We start from the raw sequence: 23,014 nt of genomic DNA on the forward strand, positions 1-23,014 counted from the left end.
CCGAGACGGACAGCCGCACGACGAACGGAGCCGGCCCATGGGCGAGCAGCAGCACGTGAAGTTCCCGCAGCAGGTCATCGACGAGTACGCCGCGCTCGGCGTCGACCTGCAGGCCCTGTTCTCGGCGGGCCACCTCGGCAACCGGATGGGCGTGCAGATCGTGGAGGCCTCGGCGGAACGGGTCGTCGGCACCATGCCGGTGGAGGGCAACACCCAGCCGTACGGGCTGCTGCACGGCGGTGCCAGCGCGGTGCTGGCGGAGACCCTGGGCTCGGTCGGTTCGATGCTGCACGGCGGCAGTTCGAAGATCGCGGTCGGTGTCGACCTGAACTGCACGCATCACCGCGGCGCCCGCTCCGGCCTGGTCACCGGCGTGGCCACGCCGGTGCACCGGGGGCGTTCCACGGCGACGTACGAGATCGTGATCAGCGACGAGGAGGGGCGGCGGGTGTGCAGCGCGCGGCTGACCTGCCTGCTGCGTGACGTGCGCCCGGGCGACGAGGTCCACCTCCGGGACGCCGGCGCCTGACCGGCACCCCGGCGGGGCGGACGGCCTCGGCAGCGCGTGCCGAGGTCAGCGCCCGGTAAGAGAACGCCGGGGAAGCCCCGCGGACGGCCGGCGCCGCCGCCGCGCACCCCGCCGGGAAATGCGAAAAAGTTCCGAAGGCTTGACTTTCTTTCCTCGACGTAACTCTACGTAATACGCATGTAATCCCCATTCGCTGTTTCACCCCAGTTCCCGGGGCACGCCGCGGTCCTCGCCCACCTCGAAAGTCGCCCACAGCAACGGCCTGACGTAATGCCCAAAACCGCCGAGACGCCTGAACGGATCATGCCGGGTCCTGCGGGTTCTCAGAATGCGGACGGGGCGAATCGGGCTCAATTCCTGCTTTCCCCCCACGATGTACCGCTCTGCATTACCTCGTGTCATAACAAGAGCGTCACAGCCTTCGACAAGCACTCCTCCACGTTCCTCACCCGCGCTTAGAGTCACGGCCAGTCACCGCTCCATAGGGAGTTCGGTACCGGCGCGGCACCCGTCGTTCCCCGCGAGGGGGCGCATGCCCGCGGAAAGGATCGATTGTGCGACAGCGTTCTCTGGTGATTCTTACCTCCGTGCTGACCACCGGAGCCCTGACCCTCACCGCCTGCGGCTCCCGCGACGACAACAGCAAGAGCGGCGACAGCGGCAACGTGACGGTCACGATCGGCGTCGACGCCCCGCTGACCGGTCAGAACTCCGCGACGGGTCTCGGCATCCAGTACGGCGCCCAGATCGCCGTCGACGACGCCAACAAGAACAAGACCGTCCCTGGCGTCACCTTCAAGATCAAGGCGCTGGACGACAAGGCGATTCCGGCCACCGGCCAGCAGAACGCCACCCAGCTCGTCTCGGACAAGACGGTGCTCGGCGTCGTCGGCCCGCTCAACTCCGGTGTGGCCACGCAGATGCAGCAGGTCTTCGCCACCGCCAACCTGGTGGAGATCTCCCCGTCGAACACCGCGCCCGAGCTGACCCAGGGCAAGAACTGGCAGACGAGCAAGTCCCGCCCGTTCAAGACGTACTTCCGCACCGCGACCACGGACGCCCTGCAGGGCGCCTACGCCGCGGACTACGCCTACAACGTCGCCAAGAAGAAGAAGGCCTTCGTCGTCGACGACAAGCAGACCTACGGCGCGGGTCTGTCGAAGATCTTCCAGGAGCAGTTCGCCAAGCAGGGCGGCAAGGTCATCGGCACCGACCACGTCAACACCGGCGACCGCGACTTCTCCACCCTGGTCACGAAGATCAAGAACTCGGGCGCCGACATCCTCTACTACGGCGGCCAGTACGACGAGTCCGAGGTGCTGACCAAGCAGCTCAAGGCCGCCGGTGCCAAGATCCCGCTGTTCGGCGGCGACGGCATGTTCAGCGACACCTACATCAAGACCGCCGGCGCGTCCGCCGAGGGCGACCTGGTGACCTCGATCGGCGTCCCGGTCGACACCCTGCCCGCCGCCAAGGACTTCGTGGCCACCTACAAGGCCAAGAAGTACCCCGGTGACTACGGCACCTACGGCTCGTACTCCTACGACGCCACCACCGCGATCATCAAGGCCGTCGGCCAGGTCGTGAAGGACGGGAAGATCCCGGACGACGCCCGCTCCCAGATCGTCGGCGCCGTGCAGAACACCTCTTTCGACGGCATCTCCGGCAAGATCTCGTTCGACGAGTACGGCGACACCACGAACAAGCAGCTGACTGTCTACCAGGTCAAGAGCGGCAAGTGGGCGTCCGTCCAGAGCGGTACGGCCAACCCGAAGTAGTCGGCCGAAGCACATCGCAGCACCCGGGCCGCGCGGCACAGACCACCGTCACCGCGCGGCCCGCCCTCTACCGCCCCCCTGACTCTCCCCACCACATGGAGGCCATGCGGTGAACACCCTGCCGCAGCAGCTGGCCAACGGGCTGTTCCTCGGCTCGATGTACGGTCTGATCGCCATCGGCTACACGATGGTGTACGGCATCGTCCAGCTCATCAACTTCGCCCACGGCGAGATCTTCATGACCGGAGGCTTCGGCGCCCTCACGGTCTACCTTCTCCTGCCGGACGGCATATCCATGTGGGTAGCCCTGCCGGCGATGCTCATCGGCGGCGCCCTCGTCGCCGTCCTCATCGCCGTCGGCGCCGAACGCTTCGCGTACCGACCACTGCGCGGCGCACCACGCCTCGCCCCGCTGATCACCGCGATCGGCCTGTCGCTCGCGCTCCAGCAGGCGGTCTTCAACTGGTACCACGTCGACGGCGACGCCAAGACCGCCCGGGTCTTCCCGCAACTGCCGTTCGGTCCGGTGCACATCGGCTCCGTGACCGTGCAGAGCGGTGACATCTTCCTGATCATCGCCGCGCCGCTGTGCATGGCGATCCTGGCCCTGTTCGTCCGGCTCTCCCGCACCGGCCGCGCCATGCAGGCCACCGCCCAGGACCCGGACACCGCCCAGCTGATGGGCATCGACACCAACCGCATCATCGTCATCGCCTTCGCGATCGGCGGCTTCTTCGCGGCCGTCGCCGGTGTCTCGTACGGCCTCAAGTACGGCTCCGTCTCCTACGACATGGGCTTCATCGCCGGTCTGAAGGCGTTCACCGCGGCCGTCCTCGGCGGCATCGGCAACATCTACGGCGCCATGCTCGGCGGGCTCGTCCTCGGCATCGCCGAGGCCATGGCCACCGCCTACATCGCCAACATCCCGGGCATGCAGCAGCTCGGCGGTGGCGGCTGGGCCTCGGTGTGGGCCTTCGTCCTGCTGATCCTCGTACTCCTCTTCAGACCACAGGGTCTGCTCGGCGAACGCGTCGCGGACAGGGCGTGAGCAGCATGACCGACACCACGACCAACTCCCCTGCCGCACCGGAGCGCGGGCCGATCCGGCTGCCCCTGTCCGTCGCCCGGCTGCTCATCGCCGTCGGTGCGGTGGGCACCGTCGCCAGCACCTTCATGAGCTGGACCTGGACCTCCGAGTTCCCCGGTGACCTGACCGTCTACGGCTACCCGGCCGGCCTGCAGATCCTCGCCCTGGTGGGCGGCGTCCTCACGCTGCTGTTCGGGCTCACCCTGTGGGACGTCAAGGGGCTGCGCTGGCTGAACCCGGCGGGCGCCACCTCCCCGGTCTTCCTGACGGCCCTGTCGGCGTTCGCCGTCTGCTGGTTCACCGGCATCGCCATCGCCGTCGACCTCGGCGGCCTGGTCAACCTCGACCCCGGCGCCTACGTGGCGATGGCGGCCTCCGCGCTGCCCGTCCTCGGCGCCCTCGCCCTGCCCCACCCCGCGCCGGGCACCGGCGTCCGCGGCTACCTCGCCAAGCCCCAACTGCCCGTTCCCGGCAAGGCGACGCCGCTCGCCGAACGCGGCATCATCACCGCCGGCGTGGCGATCGCCCTGGTGGCCTTCACCTACGGCATCGGCATCGACAACGACGCGAGCGAGACCTTCATCGGCTTCCTGCTCCTGGTCGTCTTCGCCGCCTGGGGCCTGATGCACACCGGCCTCGTCGACCGCTTCGCGACCACCGCGGCGCACCACAAGGGGTTCGCCTCGGCGCTCGCCTTCGTCGCGGCCGTGATCTTCCCCTTCACCCAGAGCGACGACCACAACGCCAACGTCGGCGTGAACATCCTGATCTTCGCCACCGTCGCCCTCGGCCTGAACATCGTCGTCGGCCTCACCGGCCTGCTCGACCTCGGTTACGTCGCGTTCCTCGGTGTCGGCGCCTACGCGGCTGCCCTGGTCTCCGGTTCGGAGTACTCCCGGTTCTCCGGTGTGCACTTCCCGTTCTGGGCCGCGGCCCTCACCGGCATGGCCGCCTCGCTGGTCTTCGGTGTGCTGATCGGTGCGCCGACCCTGCGGCTGCGCGGCGACTACCTGGCCATCGTGACGCTCGGCTTCGGTGAGATCTTCCGCATCACCGTCAACAACCTGGACGGCGACTCCGGTCCGAACATCACCCGCGGCCCGAACGGCATCACCCAGATCCCGGACCTGAACATCTTCGGGTTCAACCTGGGCGAGGCGCACGACGTCGGCGGTTTCACCCTGGGCCGGTTCGCCAACTACCTGTTCCTGATGCTCATCGTCACCGCGATCGTCGTGCTCGTCTTCACCCGTGCCGCCGACTCCCGTATCGGCCGCTCCTGGATCGCCATCCGCGAGGACGAGACCGCCGCCACCGCCATGGGCATCAACGGCTTCCGCGTCAAGCTGATCGCCTTCGCCCTCGGCGCCTCCCTCGCGGGCCTCGCCGGCTCCGTGATGGCGCACGTCAACTACAGCGTCAACCCGCAGCCGTACCAGTTCGCCGGCGCCGCCCCGCCCAACTCGGCCTTCCTGCTGGCCGCCGTGGTCCTCGGCGGCATGGGCACCGTCAGCGGCCCGCTGCTCGGCGCGAGCGTGCTCTACCTGGTCCCGGAGAAGCTCCAGTTCCTGCAGAACTACGAGCTGTTCGCCTTCGGCGTCGCGCTGATCCTGCTGATGCGGTTCCGGCCGGAGGGCATCATCGCCAACCGCCGCCGCCAGCTGGAGTTCCACGAGACCGGCCAGCTCGACGTACCGGCACAGGCGACGCTGAGCGACGATCCGGCCGTCACCAAGGCAGGGGCGTAAGGAACCATGACGACACCTGTACTCGAAGCCCGTGACGTCACGATGCGCTTCGGTGGTCTGACCGCCGTCCGGTCCGTGGACTTCACGGTCAACAGCGGCGAGATCGTCGGCCTGATCGGACCGAACGGCGCCGGCAAGACCACCTTCTTCAACTGCCTCACCGGCCTGTACGTGCCCACCGAGGGCACGGTCTCCTACCAGGGCAAGGTGCTGCCGCCCAAGCCGCACCTGGTGACGCAGGCGGGCATCGCCCGGACGTTCCAGAACATCCGGCTCTTCGCCAACATGACCGTCCTGGAGAACGTCCTCGTGGGCCGCCACACGCGGACCAAGGAGGGCCTGTGGTCGGCGCTGCTGCGCGGACCCGGCTTCCGCAAGGCCGAGAAGGAGTCCGAGGCGAAGGCCATGGAGCTCCTGGAGTTCATCGGCCTGGCCGGCAAGCGCGACCACCTCGCGCGCAACCTGCCCTACGGCGAGCAGCGCAAGCTGGAGATCGCGCGGGCGCTGGCCAGCGAACCGGGCCTGCTGCTGCTCGACGAGCCGACGGCCGGCATGAACCCGCAGGAGACCCGGGCCACCGAGGAACTGGTCTTCGCCATCCGGGACATGGGCATCGCCGTCCTCGTCATCGAGCACGACATGCGCTTCATCTTCAACCTGTGCGACCGGGTCGCCGTCCTCGTGCAGGGCGAGAAGCTCGTCGAGGGCACCTCCGACGTCGTCCAGGCGGACGACCGGGTCATCGCCGCCTACCTGGGCGAGCCCTTCGAGGGCGACCCCGGGACGGCGGAGGCGGCCGAGGTCGAGGCCGCGGAGGCCGCCGCCGAGGGCCGGACCGCCGACGCGGCTCCGCCCGCCGACGCAGCCCCGGCCGTCGACGCCGAGGCCGCGGACGCGGACACGGATGCCGACGCGGAGAGCACCGAGGCGGACAGCACCACCAAGGGAGAGGCCCAGTGACCGCACTGCTGGAGGTCGAGGACCTCAGGGTCGCCTACGGCAAGATCGAGGCCGTCAAGGGCATCTCGTTCAGTGTCGAGGCCGGTCAGGTCGTGACCCTCATCGGCACCAACGGCGCCGGCAAGACGACGACCCTGCGTACCCTGTCGGGGCTGCTCAAGCCCTCCTCGGGGAAGGTCGTCTTCGACGGCAAGCCGCTCGACGCGGTTCCCGCGCACAAGATCGTCGCGCTCGGGCTCGCCCACTCCCCCGAGGGCCGGCACATCTTCCCCCGCCTGACCATCGCGGAGAACCTGCAGCTCGGTGCGTTCCTCCGGAAGGACAAGGCGGGCATCGAGAAGGACATCCAGCGGGCCTACGACCTCTTCCCGATCCTGGGCGAGCGGCGCAAGCAGGCCGCGGGCACCCTCTCGGGCGGCGAGCAGCAGATGCTGGCGATGGGACGGGCGCTGATGTCCCAGCCGAAGCTGCTGATGCTGGACGAGCCGTCGATGGGGCTGTCGCCGATCATGATGCAGAAGATCATGGCGACGATCCTGGAGCTGAAGTCGCAGGGGACGACGATCCTGCTGGTCGAGCAGAACGCGCAGGCGGCGTTGTCGCTGGCCGACCAGGGGCATGTGATGGAGGTCGGCAACATCGTGCTGTCGGGCAGTGGGCAGGATCTGCTCCATGACGAGTCCGTCAGGAAGGCCTACCTGGGTGAGGACTAGAGGTCGTGGGTTCGCTGCGGGCCGGATGCGGCTGGTCGCACAGCTCCCCGCGCCCCTTACGGGGCGTTGATCCGCCCGGCGCCACAAACCACAAAGGCCCGCGCTCCTTTCTCCGGGGCGCGGGCCTTGTCGTGCGGGGGAAGGGGTTACGCCTTGCCGGACTTCTTCTCGTCGCTGTCCGCGATGACCGCCTCCGCGACCTGCTGCATCGACATGCGGCGGTCCATCGACGTCTTCTGGATCCAGCGGAACGCGGCCGGCTCGGTCAGACCGTACTCGGTCTGGAGGACGGACTTCGCGCGGTCGACCAGCTTGCGGGTCTCCAGACGCTGGGAGAGGTCGGCGACCTCCGCCTCCAGCTGCTTCAGCTCGCTGAAGCGGGAGACTGCCATCTCGATCGCCGGGACGACGTCGCTCTTGCTGAACGGCTTGACCAGGTAGGCCATCGCGCCGGCGTCGCGGGCGCGCTCGACGAGGTCGCGCTGTGAGAAGGCGGTGAGCATCAGGACCGGGGCGATGGACTCCTCGGCGATCTTCTCGGCCGCCGAGATGCCGTCCAGCTTGGGCATCTTGACGTCGAGGATGACGAGGTCGGGGCGGTGCTCGCGGGCCAGCTCGACGGCCTGCTCGCCGTCACCGGCCTCGCCGACGACCGTGTACCCCTCTTCCTCCAGCATCTCCTTGAGGTCGAGCCGGATCAGGGCCTCGTCCTCGGCGATGACGACACGGGTCGTCAGCGGAGGCACGTGCGACTTGTCGTCGGGTGCGTCGACTGGCTGGGGCGACTCGGCGGCGGTCACGGGGGCTCCTCGTTCAGGGCAGGGGCACTGCTGACAAGAGCCTACCTAGCTACGGTATGGTGGACGCGCGGAGGGTCGGGGTTCACCTTTGATTCTTCGAGCCCCGGTAGCCCAATTGGCAGCAGGCAACGGATTCAAAACCCGTACAGTGTCGGTTCGAGTCCGACCCGGGGCACTTTTCATTGGATTCCAAGGTCGCGTAATTGCGTGACCGAAGGGCCCCTCCGGTCGACCGGAGGGGCCCTTCGCACGTTACTTGGGGCTGTCGTCCTCGCCGATGTGGTGCACCCGGACCATGTTGGTGGAGCCGGAGACACCGGGCGGGGACCCCGCCGTGATGACCACGACGTCGCCCTTCTGGCAGCGCCCGTACTTCAGCAGCAGTTCGTCGACCTGGTCGACCATCTTGTCCGTCGAGTCGACGTGCGGGCCGAGGAGGGTCTCGACGCCCCAGGTGAGGTTGAGCTGGGAGCGGGTGGCCGGTTCCGGGGTGAAGGCGAGCAGCGGGATCGGCGAGCGGTAGCGGGAGAGCCGGCGGACGGTGTCTCCCGACTGGGTGAACGCGACCAGGAACTTCGCGCCCAGGAAGTCGCCGATCTCGGCGGCGGCCCGAGCGACCGCGCCGCCCTGGGTGCGGGGCTTGTTGCTCTCGGTCAGCGGCGGCAGGCCCCTGGCGAGGATGTCCTCCTCGGCCGCCTCGACGATCTTCGCCATGGTGCGGACGGTCTCGACCGGGTACTTGCCGACGCTGGTCTCGCCGGAGAGCATCACCGCGTCGGTGCCGTCGATGACCGCGTTGGCGACGTCGGAGGCCTCGGCACGGGTCGGGCGCGAGTTCTCGATCATCGAGTCGAGCATCTGGGTGGCGACGATGACCGGCTTGGCGTTGCGCTTGGCGAGCTTGACGGCGCGCTTCTGGACGATCGGCACCTGCTCCAGCGGCATCTCCACGCCCAGGTCGCCGCGGGCGACCATGATGCCGTCGAAGGCAGCCACGATGGAGTCGATGTTCTCGACGGCCTGCGGCTTCTCGACCTTGGCGATCACGGGAAGGCGGCGGCCCTCCTCGTCCATGATGCGGTGGACGTCCTCGATGTCCCGGCCGCTGCGGACGAAGGACAGGGCGATCACGTCGAAGCCGGCGCGCAGTGCCCACCGCAGGTCGGCCTCGTCCTTGTCGGACAGGGCGGGGACGGAGACGGCGACGCCGGGGAGGTTGAGGCCCTTGTGGTCGGAGACCATGCCGCCCTCGACCACCGTGGTGTGCACGCGGGGGCCGTCGACGCGGGTGACCTCCAGGCAGACCTTGCCGTCGTCGACGAGGACGCGCTCGCCGGGGGTGACGTCACCCGCCAGACCCGTGTACGTCGTCCCGCACTGGTGCCGGTCGCCCTCGGCGCCCTCCTCCACCGTGATGACGAAGGTGTCACCGCGTTCGAGGAGTACCGGGCCTTCGGTGAAGCGGCCGAGCCGGATCTTCGGGCCTTGAAGGTCGGCGAGCATCCCGACGCTGCGACCGGTCTCGTCGGAGGCCTTGCGGACACGCTGGTAGCGCTCCTCGTGCTCGGCGTAGCTGCCGTGGCTGAGGTTGAATCGGGCGACGTCCATGCCGGCCTCGACCAGGGCCTTGATCTGGTCGTACGAGTCGGTGGCGGGCCCCAGAGTACAAACGATCTTTGCTCGGCGCATGTTTCGAGCCTAGGCCTTACCGGCGGGTAGAGAATTGGCCGTACATGACGACCCAACAACCTTTGCGTGAAGGCCTATTGACAAGTGTTGAATGTGCGGCGTCCCGCTCCTATGAGCATCTCGCACTTGTTGAATGCGGCGTGTTCAGGTCATCGGATCGAAACCTCCCGGGCCTGTTGTCGGCGGTCATGCGCAGGACAGAATCTACGCGCGTCGTTGACCGAATCGCGAGGAGATCAAAAGATGCCCTTGAACCGTCGGAAATTCCTGGAGCAGTCCGCCGCGACCGGAGCGGGCGTGGCGATCGCCGGCGCGGCGGCGGCCCCGGCGCAGGCGTCGGGACGGCCGGCCCGGCACCCCAGGCGGTACTCGCTCACCGTCATGGGCACCACCGACCTGCACGGGCACGTCTTCAACTGGGACTACTTCAAGGACGCGGAGTACTCCGACCCGGCCGGCAACGCGATGGGCCTGGCACGCATCTCGACCCTGGTCGAACAGGTGCGCAGGACGAAGGGTCGCCGCAACACTCTGCTCCTGGACGCCGGTGACACCATCCAGGGCACCCCGCTGACGTACTACTACGCCAAGGTCGACCCGATCACCGCCGAGGGCGGCCCGGTGCACCCGATGGCGCAGGCCATGAACGCGATCGGGTACGACGCGGCCGCGCTCGGCAACCACGAGTTCAACTACGGCATCGAGACGCTCCGCAGGTTCGAGGACCAGCTGGACTTCCCGCTGCTCGGCGCCAACGCGGTCGACGCGAAGACCCTGAGGCCTGCCTTCCCGCCGTACCTCATGAAGAAGTTCCACGTCCCCGGCGCCCCGCCGGTCAGGGTCGCCGTCCTCGGCCTGACCAACCCGGGCATCGCGATCTGGGACAAGGCCTACGTCCAGGGCCGGCTCGCCTTCCCCGGCCTGGAGGAGCAGGCCGCGAAGTGGGTGCCGAAGCTGAAGGCGATGGGCGCGGACGTGGTCGTGGTCTCGGCGCACTCCGGCTCCTCGGGCACCTCCTCCTACGGCGACCAGGTGCCGTACGTGGAGAACGCGGCGGCGAACGTGGCCAGGCAGGTGCCGGGCATCGACGCGATCCTGGTCGGCCACGCGCACGTGGAGATCCCGGAGCTGAAGGTCGTCAACGAGGCCACCGGCAGGACCGTCGTCCTCTCCGAGCCGCTGTGCTACGCCGAGCGCCTCTCCCTCTTCGACATCGAGCTGGTGTTCGGCAAGGGCGGATGGGAGGTGGAGTCGGTCGCGGCCTCGCTGCTGAACTCCAAAACGGTCGCCGACGATCCGAGGATCACCCGGCTCCTGAAGGACGAGCACGCCAAGGTCGTCACGTACGTCAACCAGGTCGTCGGCACCGCGACGGAGACCCTCACCACGGTCGAGGCCCGCTACCGGGACGCCCCGATCATCGACCTGATCACCAAGGTCCAGGAGGACGTGGTCAAGGCGGCCCTGGCGGGCACGGAGTACGCGTCGCTGCCGGTGCTCGCGCAGGCCTCGCCGTTCTCGCGGACCTCCGAGATCCCGGCCGGAGACGTGACCGTCCGGGACCTGTCGAGCCTCTACGTCTACGACAACACGCTGGTCGCCAAGCTGATGACGGGCGCGCAGATCCGCGCGTACCTGGAGTACTCGGCGGGGTACTTCGTGCAGACGGCGGCGGACGTCACCGTCGACACGGACAAGCTGACGAACGCGAACAGCCGCCCGGACTACAACTACGACTACGTCTCCGGCCTGCGGTACGAGATCGACATCGCGCAGGCGGCCGGGTCCCGGATCAGGAACCTGACCTTCGAGGGCGCCGCCCTCGACGACGCCCGGCAGTTCGTGTTCGCCGTGAACAACTACCGTGCCAACGGCGGCGGCGCGTTCCCGTACGTCGCCTCGGCCAAGGAGCTGTGGTCGGAGTCGACGGAGATCCGCACCAGGATCGCCGAGTGGGTGACCGCCAAGGGGGTCCTGGACCCGAAGGACTTCGCGTCGGCGGACTGGAAGCTGACCCGCGACGGCACGCCGGTGTTCTGAGGGTGCCGGGAGGGCGCCGGTCCGGGACCGGCGCCCCGCGCTCAGTCGACCAGCGGGGTGAGCTGCCTCGGCTGCTGCTGCGCCGGGACCCGCTCGTCCGGCCGCTCCAGGCCGAAGCTGGTGAAAGCCGTGCGCGCGGGCAGCGCGTAGGGGTCCTTGCCGGTCAGGGTGTTGAGGATGGTCGCGCTGCGCCAGGCGGCCAGGCCCAGGTCCGGGGCGCCGACACCGTGGGTGTGGAGTTCGGCGTTCTGGACGTACGCCGTGCCGGTCACCGACGGGTCGAGGACGAGCCGGAACCGCTCGTCCACGCGCGGGCGTTCGCTGTTGTCCCGGCGCAGGTACGGGTCGAGTCCGGCGAGCAGGCGGCCGAGGGGGCGTTCGCGGTAGCCGGTGGCCAGGACGACGGCGTCGGTGGTGAGCCGGGAGCGGCTGCCCTGCTGGACGTGTTCGAGGTGGAGCTCGACCTTGGTGGTGGCGACGCGTCCGGCGGTGCGGACCCGGACCCCCGGGGTCAGGACGGCCTCGGGCCAGCCGCCGTGCAGCGTACGGCGGTACAGCTCGTCGTGGATGGCGGTGATGGTGTCGGCGTCGATGCCCTTGTGCAGCTGCCACTGGGCGGAGGCGACCCGGTCCCGGACGGGCTCCGATAGGGCGTGGAAGTAGCGGGTGTAGTCGGGGGTGAAGTGCTCCAGGCCGAGCTTGGAGTACTCCATCGGCGCGAACGCCTCGCTGCGCCCGATCCAGTGCAGCTTCTCGCGGCCGGCGGGCCGGTTGCGCAGCAGGTCGAGGAAGACCTCGGCGCCGGACTGCCCGGAGCCCACGACGGTGACGTGCTCGGCGGCGAGGAAGGCCTCGCGGTGGTCGAGGTAGTCGGCCGCGTGGATGACCGGGACACCCGCGGACTCCACGAGGGGTCTGAGCGGATCGGGCACGTACGGCACGGTGCCGACCCCGAGCACCACGTTCCTCGTGTACGTGCGGCCGAGCGACTCGGCCTCGCCTTCGGCGTCGAGCCGGGTGAAGTCGACCTCGAACAGGTCGCGTTCGGAGTTCCAGCGGACGGAGTCGACCTGGTGGGAGAAGCACAGTCCGGGCAGGCTCTCGGCGACCCAGCGGCAGTAGGCGTCGTACTCGGCGCGCCGGATGTGGAAGCGCTCGGCGAAGTAGAAGGGGAAGAGCCGGTCGCGGGCCTTGAGGTAGTTGAGGAACGACCAGGGGTTCGCGGGGTCGGCGAGGGTCACCAGGTCGGCGAGGAACGGGACCTGGATGGTGGCGCCGTCGATCAGCAGCCCGGCGTGCCAGCCGAAGCCCGGTCGCTGCTCGTAGAAGACGGCGTCGAGTTCGGCGAGCGGGTGGGCGAGCGCGGCGAGGGAGAGGTTGAACGGCCCGATGCCGACGCCGACCAGGTCGCGGGGTGCTTCGGGCTCGTGGCGTGGGGGGTTGGGCGTCGAGCTCATTGGGGCGTGGTTCCTTCCACGAGTTTCAGGAGGAGGGCCAGTTCGTCCGGCCGGGTGTGGGGGTTGAGGAGGGTGGCCTTGAGCCAGAGCCGGCCGTCGAGGCGGGCCCGGCCGAGTACCGCCCGGCCGTCGTGCAGCAGCCTGCGCCGGACGTCGGCGACGTCGTCGTCGGTGGCTCCGGTGGGGCGGAACAGCACCGTGCTGATGTTCGGCCGGTCGTACAGGTCAAAGGCGGGGTGTTCGCGGACGAGGGCGGCGAACTCCCGCGCGCGGGCGCACACCTGGTCGACCAGCGCGCCGAGTCCGGTGCGGCCCAGGGTCTTGAGGGTGACCGCGATCTTGAGGACGTCGGGGCGCCGGGTGGTGCGCAGGGAGCGGCCGAGCAGGTCGGGGTAGCCGGCCTCGGTGTCGTCGTCGGCGTTGAGGTAGTCGGCGTGGTGGTGGAGGACGCCGAGCTCGCCGGGGCGGGCGACGGCGAGGAGGCCGGCGGCGACCGGCTGCCAGCCGAGTTTGTGCAGGTCGAGGGTGACGCTGTGGGCGCGCTCCAGGCCGGCCAGCTTGTCCCGGTGCCGGTCGCTGAAGGCGAGGCCGCCCCCGTAGGCTGCGTCGACGTGCAGCCGGGCGCCGTGGGCGGCGCAGAGCCCGGCGATCTCGGGGAGCGGGTCGATGAGCCCGGCGTCGGTGGTGCCCGCGGTGGCGGCGACCAGCAGCGGCCGGGGCAGCTGGGTGAGGGCGGCGTGCAGGGCGGCCGGGTCGAGGGTGCCGTTCGGGGCGGGGACCACGACGGGGTCGGGCAGGCCGAGCAGCCAGGCCGCACGGGGCAGCGAGTGGTGGGCGTTGGCCCCGCAGACCAGCCGGAGGCCGCCCCCGAGGGCCTCGCGGGCCAGCAGCAGGGCGAGCTGGTTGGACTCGGTGCCGCCGGTGGTGACCACCGCGTCGGAGAGGCCGATGGTGTGCGCGAGGGTGCGGGTGACCAGGGCTTCCAGGGCGGCGGCGGCCGGTGCCTGGTCCCAGGAGTCCAGGGACGGGTTGAGGGCGCTCGCGGCGAGGTCGGCGGCGGTGGCGACGGCCAGCGGCGGGCAGTGCAGATGCGCCGCGCACAGCGGGTCGGCGGGGTCGGCTGCGCCCTCGGCGAGGGCGGTGACCAGGGTGCGCAGGGCGTCGGGGTCGCCGTCGTCCGGGAGGACGTCCCCCACGGCGTCCGCGACCCGCTCGGCCACCGCCTCGGGTCCGCCCGCGGGCAGCGGTCCGCCGCGCGCCCGGCCGCCCGCGCGCAGCGCGTCGAGCACGGTGTCCAGCAGAGGCCGCAGGGCGTCGGGGCCCTGGGGTCCGGATGCGAGAGGCGGCGTGCTCATGGGATCTCCTCGGGGCGCGGCCGAAAGGGGTTGTCCGAAAGGGGTTGTCCGCGGGGGGAGTTCCAGCTTGTACGGGATTGGGTCTGCGCGCCCCCAAAGTTCAACGATCGAAACCCGAAAGTGGGTACTGCCGTGCGGGGAAAACCTGTCGGGGCGGTGCGCCCCGGGCGCGTCGGAGCAAGCGGTGAAAGGGCGTTGAGACCCGGGCTGACCGGGGTTAGCGTCGGTCGCGTGGTTGACGCGTGGATGATCGACGTGCCCGGTGAGCGGGTGCTGGTGCGGGAACCGCGGCCTGCGGACGAGGCGCCGCTGCTGGACCTCTTCGAGGCCTGCGAGGACTGGTTCGTGGCGGCGACCGGGCTGCCGTCGGGGCCGGGCGACGTGCAGAGCCTGTTCTACGGGCTGCCCGAGGGCGCCGACCCCGCCGACAAGGTGCTGCTGGTGCTGGAGCGGGACGGGGTCGTCTCGGGCCTGGTGGACGCGGTACGGAACCATCCGGCGCCCGGCGCGGTGGCGGTGGGGCTGTTCCTGCTGGCGCCCTGGGTGCGGGGCCGGGGGCTGGGGCGGGCGCTGGCCGAGTCGCTGCTCGCGCATGCCGACGGGGTGTCCCTGGTGACGGCGTCGGTGCCGCCGGGCTGGCGTTCCGGGGAGTGCTTCCTGGAGCGCCTGGGTTTCACGCTGGGCGCGGAGGCGTCCCGGACGGCCGAGGTGGGCAACCGGCGGGCGGGACCGCGGGAGGGCGCGGTGCGCCGGGCGGAGCTGCGGCTGTCCGCGGGCTGACGGGGCCGGCCCTGGGAAGCGAGGACTTCACGGGCGGAAGCCGGCCGCGTGGTCGGCGGCCCGCTGTGCGAAGGTCCGTGCCGGCCGGCCGGTGATCTTGAGCTCCGGTGCTTCTCCGGCACCGAGCCCAGGAGCGGCGGCCGGTCCCCGCATCGTCGTCGGGGACCAGCCGTGCCCGGGTCGTCGTACGTCCGCCGCCCTACGCCTCGCGGACCCGCAACGCCCTTTCCAGGTCGTCCAGTTCGTCGACCAGGTGGCGGCGCAGGGCCGTCACCGGCTCGCCGTCGGCCAGGCAGGCCCGGCCGAGGGCGAGGTTCTCGGCGTCGACGGCGTGCGCGGGGAAGGCCTGCCGGCCGGTGACCGTGGCGATGCGGGGGCCGCGCCGGGCGGCGACGGCGACCGCGTCCCGGTAGTACCGCGGCACGTAGTCGCGGACCAGGTCGGCCTGCTCGGGGTGCCAGAAGCCCTCGGCGGTGGCGGTGAACAGGTAGTTGGACAGCTCGTCGCCGGTGAACATCGCCTCCCAGGCGGTGCGCTTGGCCTCGGGGTCGGGCAGCGCGGCCCGGCAGCGCGCGGCGCCCTCCTGGCCGCTGGCGCTCGGGTCGCGGGCCAGTTCGGCGGCGATCCGGGCCTCGTCGACGGCGCCGAGGACGGCGAGCCGGGTCATGATGCGCCAGCGCAGCTCGGGGTCGAGCTCGGGCCCGCCGGGCACGGTGCCCTCGGCGAGCCAGGCGGCGATGGTGTCGGGGTGGGCGGCGGCGGCGATGAAGTGCCGTACGGCGATCAGGCGCAGCCCGGGGTTGTCGCCGTCCTCGGTGCGCCGCATGAAGTCGCGGCACAGGGCGGAGACGGTGGCGAGGGCCGCGGGGCGGTCCTCGGGCCTGAGGTACCGGTCGACGACGTGGACCGCTGTGAAGGCCAGCACGCCCTGGACGAGGGCGAGGTCGGTCTCGCGCGGGAGATGGGCGCGGGCGGTCTCCAGGTAGGCGGCGGGCGGCAGCTCGCCGTCGCGGACCGCGTCCCGCAGGGCGTTCCAGACCACCGCGCGGGTCAGCGGGTCGGGCAGGCCCGACAGGTGGGCGCGGGCGGTGGCGGCGGACCCGGCGTCGAAGCGGACCTTGGCGTAGGTCAGGTCGCCGTCGTTGAGCACGAGCAGGGCGGGGCGCTTGCCGAGGACCTGGGGCGCGGTCTGCGGGATGTCGAGGTCGATGCGCTCGCGCAGGGTGAGCCGGGCCTCGTCGGTGAGGTCCTGGTCGTAGACGCCGACGCTGATGCGGTGCGGGCGGCTGCCGGTGCGCTCGACGGTGAGGGTGCGGGTGCCGTCGGCCGCGGCGGCCAGGACCGGGGTGAGGGTGTCGACGCCGGTGGTGCGCAGCCAGGTGTCGGCCCAGGCGTGCACGTCGCGTTCGGTGGCGGCGGCGAGGGAGTCGACGAAGTCGGCGAGGGTGGCGTTGCCGAACCGGTGCCGCCGGAAGTGGATGTTGATGCCGTCCAGGAAGTCCTTCTCGCCCATCCAGGCGACCAGCTGGCGCAGCGCGGAGGCGCCCTTGGCGTAGGAGATGCCGTCGAAGTTGAGCAGGGCGGCGGCGGTGTCGTCGACGGCCTCGGGGGCGACCGGGTGGGTGGAGGGGCGCTGGTCCGCGTCGTAGCCCCAGGCCTTGCGGGCCACGCCGAAGTCGACCCAGGTGTCGGTGTACCGGGTGGCCTCGGTGAGGGTCTGGTAGCCCATGTACTCGGCGAAGGACTCGTTCAGCCAGATGTCGTCCCACCACCTGAGGGTGACCAGGTCGCCGAACCACATGTGGGCCATCTCGTGGGCGATGACCATCGCGCGGGTCTGCCGCTCGGTGTCGGTGACGGCGGAGCGGTAGACGAACTCGTCGCGGAAGGTGACCAGACCCGGGTTCTCCATGGCACCGGCGTTGAACTCGGGGACGAACGCCTGGTCGTAGGAGTCGAAGGGGTAGGGCTCCTCGAACTTCTCGTGGTAGCGGTCGTAGCACGCGCGCGTGATGTCGAGGATCTCCTCGGCGTCGGCGTCCAGGTGCGGGGCCAGGGAGCGGCGGCAGTGGATGCCGAAGGGCAGTCCGCGGTGCTCGGTGCGCACCGAGTGCCAGGGGCCGGCGGCGACGGCGACCAGGTAGGTGGAGATCAGCGGGGTGGCGGCGGCCTGCCAGCGGCCCTCGCCGAGGTGCTCGGTGACGCCGTTGGCGAGCACCGTCCAGCCTTCGGGGGCGGTCACCGACAGCTCGAAGACGGCCTTCAGGTCGGGCTGGTCGAAGGCGGCGAAGACGCGCTGCACGTCGTCCATGAACAGCTGGGTGTAGACGTACGTCGCGTCGTCCGCGGGGTCCGTGAAGCGGTGCATGCCCTCGCCTGTGTGCGAGTAGCGCATGGTGGCCTCGACGCACAGTTCGTGCTCGCCCGCGGCGAGGTCCTTCAGCGGCAGCCGGTCCTGGTCGAGCGTCCCGGGGTCGAGGGGCTGTCCGTCGAGGGTGACGGCGCGCAGGGTGGCGGGCTTCATCTCGACGAAGGTGTCGCCGTCGGACCGGGCCGTGAACCGGATCACGGTGCGGGAGTCGAAGGTCTCGTCCCCGGTGGCCAGGTCGAGGTCGATCGTGTAGCGGTGGACGTCGAGGAGCTCGGCGCGGCTCTGCGCTTCGTCGCGAGTCAGTACGGACATGCGGGCCATGCTGCCTGATGACACCGACAACGCACAGGGGCGGGTGCGGTACGCGGCTTATGTCCGGCCCGGGTCATGGGGTGGCACGAGACGGCGCCGATGGGCGCCCCCTGCGCCTGGAGCGCCTGTTCGAGCGCCCCTCACCGCACGGGGGTCGCCCTGCGGTGATCGCCACCGCACGGGGTCCCCCTGCGGTGCCGGACGCTCGTCGAGGTGTGCGCCGGGTTCCCCGGATCAGCGGCCTTCGGTCTCCCGGCCGTTCACGGTGTCCTCGGCGATGGATTCGTGGTGCCTGATCACCTCGGCGATGATGAAGTTCAGGAACTTCTCGGCGAAGGCGGGGTCGAGCTTGGCGTTCTCGGCGAGGGCGCGCAGCCGGGCGATCTGCCGGGCCTCGCGGGCCGGGTCGGCCGGGGGCAGCCGGTGGACCGCCTTGAGGCGGCCGACCTGCTGGGTGGCCTTGAAGCGCTCGGCGAGCATGTGGACGACGGCCGCGTCGATGTTGTCGATGCTGTCGCGCAGCCTGCCGAGTTCCTCGCGGACGGCGGGGTCGACGTCACCGGTACCGGTGTTGCTGGTGGTCATGGGCGTCAACCCTAAAGGGGGCGGCGAGGTGATCCCTAAGGGCCGTCGGCGGATCCGGCCACCGGCGGACCCGGTTCGCCGTCCTCCTGGAGGCCCTCGTTCCAGTCGTCGGGCACGGCCCGGCTCTGCTGGGCGCGGAAGCGCACCGGGGCGGTGCCGACCCGGCGGGTGAACAGGCGGGAGAAGTAGGCCGGGTCGTCGTAGCCGACGCGGCGGGCGACGGCGGCGACGGAGAGTTCGGTGGTGGCGAGGAGTTCCTGGGCGCGGCCGAGGCGGATGCCGATCAGGTAGTCCTTGGGGCTGCACCCGGCGACCCGGCGGACGGCGGTGCGCAGCTCGGCCGGGGTCATGCCGTGCCGGGCCGCGTGGTCGGCGACGGTCATCCCGGTGCAGGCGTCCCGGGCGAGCGCGTGCAGCATCGGGTCGCCGTCGGGGGCGAGGTCGGCACGCGCGCGTCGCAGGGCGACCAGGAGTTCGTGCACGGCGGCGCCGGTCTCGACCTCCAGGAGGGGGTTGCCGCGGCGGGCGGCACGCGCGATACGGGCGATGACGTCCCGGGGGCCGGTGGCGTCCGCGAGCGGGACCACGGGCCGCTCGGGCTCGATGTAGCCGAGTTCCGTGTAGGTCACGGTGTCGGGTCCGGCGAAGGTCACGAACGCCTCGTCCCAGCCGCTGTCCTGGTCGGGACCGTAGTGGTGCGGGACGCCGGGCGTGAGCCACACCAGCGCGGGCGCCGTGACGGCGGTGCGGCGCCCGTCGGGCATCCGGTACCAGCCCCGGCCCGAGCTGATCACCACGGCGACGTGCCCGTCCAGCACACGCGGGCCGACGGCGGGCACCGCGCCGTACTGGAGGCCGACACCGAGGCAGACCAGGCCGAGCCGGTGGTGGACCGCGCCGGGCGTGAAGAACCGCATCCAGGTACGGAAGACCGGCGCTCCCTGCGGCACTGCGCGCCCCTTCCGTGCGTCACTCGCGTGCGTCTCTTGCGTGCGGTTCTTCCGCGCGTCTCTTCCGTCCAAGTGCTGCCGATCTTTGTCCATGGTCTCGGCGCGCGCCAGCAGGCCAAGGTGAGCGTATGAGCGACTTCACGGTGGGCGAAACGGATTTCCTGCTGGACGGCCGGCCGGTACGGCTGCTGTCCGGGGCGCTGCACTACTTCCGGGTGCACGAGGACCAGTGGGGCCACCGGCTGGCGCTGCTGCGGGCCATGGGGCTGAACTGCGTGGAGACGTACGTCCCCTGGAACCTGCACGAGCCGCACCCCGGCGGCTTCCGCGACGTCGAGGCCCTCGGCCGCTTCCTGGACGCGGCGCGGGAGGCGGGCCTGTGGGCGATCGTGCGGCTGGGTCCCTACATCTGCGCGGAGTGGGAGAACGGCGGGCTGCCGCACTGGGTGACGGGCGAGCTGGGCGCACGGGCACGCACGCGTGACGAGCGTTTCCTCCGGTACACGGACCGCTGGTTCCGCCGCCTGCTGCCCGAGGTCGTGTCCCGGCAGCAGGACCGGGGCGGCCCGGTGATCATGGTGCAGGTCGAGAACGAGTACGGCAGCTACGGCTCGGACGCCGCCTACCTGGCCCACCTCACCGGCCTGCTGCGGGCCGAGGGTGTCACGGTGCCGCTGGTCACCTCGGACGGCCCCGAGGACCACATGCTCACCGGCGGCTCGGTCCCCGGCCTGCTCGCGACGGTGAACTTCGGCTCGCACGCGCGCGAGGCCTTCGAGACCCTGCGCCGCCACCAGCCGCAGGGCCCGCTGATGTGCATGGAGTTCTGGTGCGGATGGTTCGACCACTGGGGCGGCGAGCACGTCGTACGGGACGCCGGGGACGCGGCGGCGGCGCTGTGGGAGATCCTGGAGTGCGGGGCGTCGGTCAACGTCTACATGGCGCACGGCGGCACCAACTTCGCCGGCTGGGCGGGCGCCAACCGGCCCGGCGGCGAACTGCACGAGGGTCCGCTGGAGGCGGACGTGACGTCGTACGACTACGACGCCCCGATCGACGAGTACGGCCGCCCCACGGAGAAGTTCTGGCGCTTCCGCGAGATCCTCGCCGCCTACCACGACGGCCCGCTGCCCGAACTTCCCCCGGCCCCGCCCCGGCTGGCCTCCCCGGCGGACGCGGAGCTGACGGGCTGGGCCCCCCTCACCGGCGTCCTGGAGACCCTCGGCACCCCCGAACGCGTCCACCCGGTCCCGCCCACCTTCGAGGAGCTGGACATCGCCCGGGGACTGGTCCGCTACGAGGTGGACGTGCCCGGCCCGCGGCAGCCGTACCCGCTCACCGCGCGGGGCCTGCGCGACCTCGCGGTCGTGTACCTCGACGGCACACCCGCCGGGGTCCTCACCGAGGAGGAACCCCAGCTCAAGAAGCCGGTCGCAGGCCCCGCGCGCGTGGAGCTCTGGGTGGAGTCCCTGGGCCGCGTCAACTACGGCCCGCGCTCGGGCGAGCCGAAGGGCATCACCGGGGGCATCCTGCACGAGCGCCAGTTCCTGCACGGGGTACGCGCGCGTGGACTCGACCTGGACGCGTTCGAGGGGGGCGTGGCGGCGGTGCCCTTCGGTCCGCCGCCGGAGGACGGCACGCCCGGCCTGTACCGGGCAACGGTGACGATTCACGGCGCAGGGGACGCGCGCGTGGAACTCCCCGGCTGGACCCGGGGCTTCGTCTGGATCAACGGCTTCAACCTCGGCCGCTACTGGTCGACGGGCCCGCAGCAGTCGCTCTACGTGCCGGGCCCGGTCCTGAAGGAGGGCGAGAACGAGGTCTGGGTCCTGGAGCTGCAGGACACCGCACGGGAAACGGTCCGGCTGGCGCCCCTCTAGGGGCGCGGGGCGGTAGTCGACCTGCGGCTCCGCCGCGTGGGCACGGTCGACCCCCGCCGGCCCGCGGTGTCCGGGCAGCCTTCCGCCCCCCAATCCCCGCCGTCCCCCGCATACTGTGAAAGACAGCTCCAGCGGCGTCCGTGGGGGTAGGAGACGTGGCGAACGGCGGCCCGGTAGAGCACGGCTACCCGCACCTGGACACCGTGCGGGCCGCCATCACGGCGTTGTACCGGCGGCTGTCGTACGACACCGTCCAGACCTTCGCCACCAGCGTCGTCCCCGCCGACGTCGCGTTCTGCGACACCGACGACCTGCACCTCGGCTCGCAGCGCGTCGCCCGCGAGATCGTCCGGCACTTCCGGCTGCCCGACGCCCGCATGATCGTCGGCTTCAAGGACATGACGCACGCGGCGAACGTCGAACTCACGGCGGGCCCGGAGTACTTCGTCGAGCTGAACGACCGTTTCCGCACCCACCGCGAGGACATCGGCGCGGCCCTCGCCCACGAGGTGATGCACGTCTACCTGCACCGCCTGGACCTGTCCTTCCCGGGTGTCCGGGAGAACGAGATCCTCACCGACACGGCGACCACCTACCTCGGGGCGGGCTGGCTGCTGCTGGACGCCTACCGGGAGCACGGCGAGGCCTCCCAGAAGCTCGGCTACCTCACCCCGGAGGAGTTCGGCTACGTGCTGGCCAAGCGCGCCCTCGTCTTCCACGAGGACCCGTCGGTGTGGTTCACCAGCCCGCAGGCCTACACCGCGTACCAGAAGGGCATGGCCAGGGCCCGCCAGGACGCGGAACAGCCGCCGCTCAGCGCGGCCGGGTGGGCGGGCCGGCGCCGCTACGCCCGGGACCGCCGCCATGCCCCCGCCGCGCCGCCTTCGCAGCCCGGTGCCTCCTACGCCTTCACCCCCGACAGCGGCGGCCGGCTGCGGGTCTCGTTCCCGTGCCCGACCTGCCACCAGCGGATCAGGGTGCCGGTGCGGGGTCGGGTCCGGGCCCGGTGCTCACTGTGCCGGACGGTGCTGGAGTGCGACACGTAGACCCCGCCGGACCCCGCGCCCCCGGTCTCACGCCCCGTACACCGCCCCCGGCGGCTCCGCCTCGGCCAGCAGTTTCAGCGCCGTCTCCCCCGCCTCCGCCGGGGTCCACCGGGCCCCCTTGTCGGCGGTCGGGCCGGGCCGCCACCCCTCCATGACGGTGATCCGGCCGCCCTCCGCCTCGAACACCCGCCCGGTGACGCCGGCGCTCGCGGCGGAGCCGAGCCAGACCACGAGCGGGGCGACGTTCCCGGGGGCCATGGCGTCGAAGCCGGCGTCGGGGGCGGCCATGGCCGCGGCGAAGGCGCGCTCGGTCATCCGGGTGCGGGCGGCCGGGGCGACGGCGTTGACCTGGACGCCGTAGCGGGCCAGCTCGGCCGCCGCGACCAGGGTGAGACCGACGATGCCGGCCTTGGCAGCGCTGTAGTTGCCCTGCCCGACCGAGCCGAGCAGGCCCGCGCCGCTGCTGGTGTTGACGATCCGGGCCACCGGGCTGCGGCCCGCCTTGGCCTCGGCCCGCCAGTGCGCGGCCGCGTGCCGCAGCGGCAGGAAATGGCCCTTGAGGTGCACCCGCATGACCGCGTCCCAGTCGTCCTCGCCGAGGTTGACGAGCATGCGGTCGCGGAGGAAGCCTGCGTTGTTGACGAGGGTGTCGAGGCGGCCGTAGGCGTCCAGGGCCGCCGCCACCAGCGACTCGGCACCGGCGTCGGTCGCGATGTCCCCGCCGTGCGCCACCGCCTCGCCGCCCGTCGCACGGATCTCCGCCACGACGGCCCCGGCCGGACTGTCCGCCGCCGGCCCGCCGTCGAGGCCGACGCCGAGGTCGTTGACGACGACCCGGGCGCCCTCGGCGGCGAAGGCGAGGGCGTGGGCCCGGCCGAGCCCGCGGCCGGCGCCGGTGACGACGACGACCCGGCCCGCGCAGATTCCGTTCATC

General features: G+C 71.2%; 18 protein-coding genes and 1 tRNA gene. 11 read left to right on the forward strand and 8 right to left on the reverse strand.

What is annotated here, in order from left to right; all coding sequences use genetic code 11:
- Positions 1 to 37: 37 nt before the first annotated feature.
- From ACIQVL_RS01305 to ACIQVL_RS01330, 6 genes are all read left to right on the forward strand, one after another.
- Positions 38 to 529, forward strand: coding sequence for a PaaI family thioesterase (locus ACIQVL_RS01305; protein WP_403435058.1), 492 nt, complete (start codon positions 38 to 40; stop codon positions 527 to 529).
- Between the two features lie 569 nt (positions 530 to 1,098).
- The gene (locus tag ACIQVL_RS01310; protein WP_403435483.1) at positions 1,099 to 2,307 is read left to right on the forward strand and encodes a branched-chain amino acid ABC transporter substrate-binding protein; all 1,209 of its coding nucleotides are present in this window, start codon (positions 1,099 to 1,101) and stop codon (positions 2,305 to 2,307) included.
- A gap of 109 nt (positions 2,308 to 2,416) precedes the next feature.
- The gene (locus tag ACIQVL_RS01315; protein ID WP_403435056.1) at positions 2,417 to 3,355 is read left to right on the forward strand and encodes a branched-chain amino acid ABC transporter permease; all 939 of its coding nucleotides are present in this window, start codon (positions 2,417 to 2,419) and stop codon (positions 3,353 to 3,355) included.
- 5 nt (positions 3,356 to 3,360) lie between these two features.
- On the forward strand, positions 3,361 to 5,142 hold the full coding sequence (locus ACIQVL_RS01320) for a branched-chain amino acid ABC transporter permease (RefSeq protein ID WP_403435055.1): 1,782 nt from the start codon (positions 3,361 to 3,363) through the stop codon (positions 5,140 to 5,142).
- 6 nt (positions 5,143 to 5,148) lie between these two features.
- On the forward strand, positions 5,149 to 6,102 hold the full coding sequence (locus ACIQVL_RS01325; RefSeq protein ID WP_403473960.1) for an ABC transporter ATP-binding protein: 954 nt from the start codon (positions 5,149 to 5,151) through the stop codon (positions 6,100 to 6,102).
- Complete coding sequence (locus ACIQVL_RS01330; protein ID WP_403435051.1) at positions 6,099 to 6,815, forward strand: ABC transporter ATP-binding protein; 717 nt, start codon at positions 6,099 to 6,101, stop codon at positions 6,813 to 6,815. The genes ACIQVL_RS01325 and ACIQVL_RS01330 overlap by 4 nt, the downstream gene beginning before the upstream one ends.
- Positions 6,816 to 6,961: 146 nt before the next feature.
- Here ACIQVL_RS01330 and ACIQVL_RS01335 read toward each other — a convergent pair whose 3' ends face one another.
- A complete protein-coding gene (locus ACIQVL_RS01335) occupies positions 6,962 to 7,615 on the reverse strand; it encodes an ANTAR domain-containing response regulator (protein WP_403435050.1) in 654 nt (217 codons plus the stop codon).
- 100 nt (positions 7,616 to 7,715) lie between these two features.
- Here ACIQVL_RS01335 and ACIQVL_RS01340 point away from each other — a divergent pair.
- A tRNA-Leu gene (locus ACIQVL_RS01340) sits at positions 7,716 to 7,790 on the forward strand.
- A 77-nt stretch (positions 7,791 to 7,867) separates the two neighbouring features.
- On the opposite strand, the gene pyk is transcribed toward ACIQVL_RS01340, so the two are convergent.
- On the reverse strand, positions 7,868 to 9,304 hold the full coding sequence (gene pyk / locus ACIQVL_RS01345; protein ID WP_403473961.1) for a pyruvate kinase: 1,437 nt from the start codon (positions 9,302 to 9,304) through the stop codon (positions 7,868 to 7,870).
- 243 nt (positions 9,305 to 9,547) lie between these two features.
- On the opposite strand from pyk, the gene ACIQVL_RS01350 reads away from it, so the two are divergent.
- The gene (locus tag ACIQVL_RS01350; RefSeq protein ID WP_403435046.1) at positions 9,548 to 11,344 is read left to right on the forward strand and encodes a bifunctional metallophosphatase/5'-nucleotidase; all 1,797 of its coding nucleotides are present in this window, start codon (positions 9,548 to 9,550) and stop codon (positions 11,342 to 11,344) included.
- A gap of 41 nt (positions 11,345 to 11,385) precedes the next feature.
- On the opposite strand, the gene ACIQVL_RS01355 is transcribed toward ACIQVL_RS01350, so the two are convergent.
- Together ACIQVL_RS01355 and ACIQVL_RS01360 are read right to left on the reverse strand one after the other, a co-directional pair.
- Entirely contained in the window at positions 11,386 to 12,801 is a 1,416-nt protein-coding gene (locus tag ACIQVL_RS01355) for a lysine N(6)-hydroxylase/L-ornithine N(5)-oxygenase family protein (protein ID WP_403473962.1), read from the reverse strand.
- Positions 12,798 to 14,156, reverse strand: a complete 1,359-nt coding sequence (locus ACIQVL_RS01360) for a pyridoxal phosphate-dependent decarboxylase family protein (RefSeq protein WP_403435044.1) — start codon at positions 14,154 to 14,156, stop codon at positions 12,798 to 12,800. Before ACIQVL_RS01360 ends, ACIQVL_RS01355 begins: the two co-directional genes overlap by 4 nt.
- A gap of 231 nt (positions 14,157 to 14,387) precedes the next feature.
- Between ACIQVL_RS01360 and ACIQVL_RS01365 the strand changes: the two genes are divergently transcribed.
- Positions 14,388 to 14,936, forward strand: a complete 549-nt coding sequence (locus ACIQVL_RS01365) for a GNAT family N-acetyltransferase (protein ID WP_403473963.1) — start codon at positions 14,388 to 14,390, stop codon at positions 14,934 to 14,936.
- A gap of 199 nt (positions 14,937 to 15,135) precedes the next feature.
- Here the strand turns inward: ACIQVL_RS01365 and pepN are convergent, their stop codons facing one another.
- The 3 genes from pepN to ACIQVL_RS01380 all read right to left on the reverse strand — a co-directional run bounded on the left by pepN (position 15,136) and on the right by ACIQVL_RS01380 (position 19,121).
- Positions 15,136 to 17,619: an aminopeptidase N gene (gene pepN, locus ACIQVL_RS01370; RefSeq protein ID WP_403435040.1), complete on the reverse strand. Its 2,484-nt coding sequence runs from the start codon at positions 17,617 to 17,619 to the stop codon at positions 15,136 to 15,138.
- 234 nt (positions 17,620 to 17,853) lie between these two features.
- Entirely contained in the window at positions 17,854 to 18,204 is a 351-nt protein-coding gene (locus ACIQVL_RS01375; protein WP_403435038.1) for a chorismate mutase, read from the reverse strand.
- Positions 18,205 to 18,239: 35 nt separating this feature from the next.
- On the reverse strand, positions 18,240 to 19,121 hold the full coding sequence (locus tag ACIQVL_RS01380; protein WP_403435482.1) for a helix-turn-helix domain-containing protein: 882 nt from the start codon (positions 19,119 to 19,121) through the stop codon (positions 18,240 to 18,242).
- A 161-nt stretch (positions 19,122 to 19,282) separates the two neighbouring features.
- Between ACIQVL_RS01380 and ACIQVL_RS01385 the strand changes: the two genes are divergently transcribed.
- Both ACIQVL_RS01385 and ACIQVL_RS01390 read left to right on the forward strand, forming a co-directional pair.
- Positions 19,283 to 21,034, forward strand: coding sequence for a beta-galactosidase family protein (locus ACIQVL_RS01385; protein WP_403473964.1), 1,752 nt, complete (start codon positions 19,283 to 19,285; stop codon positions 21,032 to 21,034).
- A gap of 155 nt (positions 21,035 to 21,189) precedes the next feature.
- Positions 21,190 to 22,080 (forward strand): hypothetical protein, encoded by an 891-nt coding sequence (locus ACIQVL_RS01390; RefSeq protein ID WP_403435035.1) that lies wholly within the window; start codon positions 21,190 to 21,192, stop codon positions 22,078 to 22,080.
- 27 nt (positions 22,081 to 22,107) lie between these two features.
- On the opposite strand, the gene ACIQVL_RS01395 is transcribed toward ACIQVL_RS01390, so the two are convergent.
- Positions 22,108 to 23,013, reverse strand: coding sequence for an SDR family oxidoreductase (locus ACIQVL_RS01395; protein ID WP_403435033.1), 906 nt, complete (start codon positions 23,011 to 23,013; stop codon positions 22,108 to 22,110).
- Position 23,014 lies beyond the last annotated feature (1 nt).

This window comes from Streptomyces sp. NPDC090499, assembly GCF_044769305.1.
In the GTDB taxonomy this organism is placed as follows: Bacteria; Actinomycetota; Actinomycetes; order Streptomycetales; family Streptomycetaceae; genus Streptomyces.

What these genes read in the sequence shown, in the direction of transcription:
- ACIQVL_RS01305 (WP_403435058.1), top strand. Translation starts at nt 38, where the DNA reads ATGGGCGAGCAGCAGCACGTGAAGTTCCCGCAGCAGGTCATCGACGAG.
- ACIQVL_RS01320 (WP_403435055.1), top strand. Translation starts at nt 3,361, where the DNA reads ATGACCGACACCACGACCAACTCCCCTGCCGCACCGGAGCGCGGGCCG.
- ACIQVL_RS01325 (WP_403473960.1), top strand. Translation starts at nt 5,149, where the DNA reads ATGACGACACCTGTACTCGAAGCCCGTGACGTCACGATGCGCTTCGGT.
- pyk (WP_403473961.1), bottom strand. Translation starts at nt 9,304, where the DNA reads ATGCGCCGAGCAAAGATCGTTTGTACTCTGGGGCCCGCCACCGACTCG.
- ACIQVL_RS01350 (WP_403435046.1), top strand. Translation starts at nt 9,548, where the DNA reads ATGCCCTTGAACCGTCGGAAATTCCTGGAGCAGTCCGCCGCGACCGGA.
- ACIQVL_RS01355 (WP_403473962.1), bottom strand. Translation starts at nt 12,801, where the DNA reads ATGAGCTCGACGCCCAACCCCCCACGCCACGAGCCCGAAGCACCCCGC.
- ACIQVL_RS01360 (WP_403435044.1), bottom strand. Translation starts at nt 14,156, where the DNA reads ATGAGCACGCCGCCTCTCGCATCCGGACCCCAGGGCCCCGACGCCCTG.
- pepN (WP_403435040.1), bottom strand. Translation starts at nt 17,619, where the DNA reads ATGTCCGTACTGACTCGCGACGAAGCGCAGAGCCGCGCCGAGCTCCTC.
- ACIQVL_RS01375 (WP_403435038.1), bottom strand. Translation starts at nt 18,204, where the DNA reads ATGACCACCAGCAACACCGGTACCGGTGACGTCGACCCCGCCGTCCGC.
- ACIQVL_RS01380 (WP_403435482.1), bottom strand. Translation starts at nt 19,121, where the DNA reads ATGCGGTTCTTCACGCCCGGCGCGGTCCACCACCGGCTCGGCCTGGTC.
- ACIQVL_RS01385 (WP_403473964.1), top strand. Translation starts at nt 19,283, where the DNA reads ATGAGCGACTTCACGGTGGGCGAAACGGATTTCCTGCTGGACGGCCGG.
- ACIQVL_RS01395 (WP_403435033.1), bottom strand. Translation starts at nt 23,013, where the DNA reads ATGAACGGAATCTGCGCGGGCCGGGTCGTCGTCGTCACCGGCGCCGGC.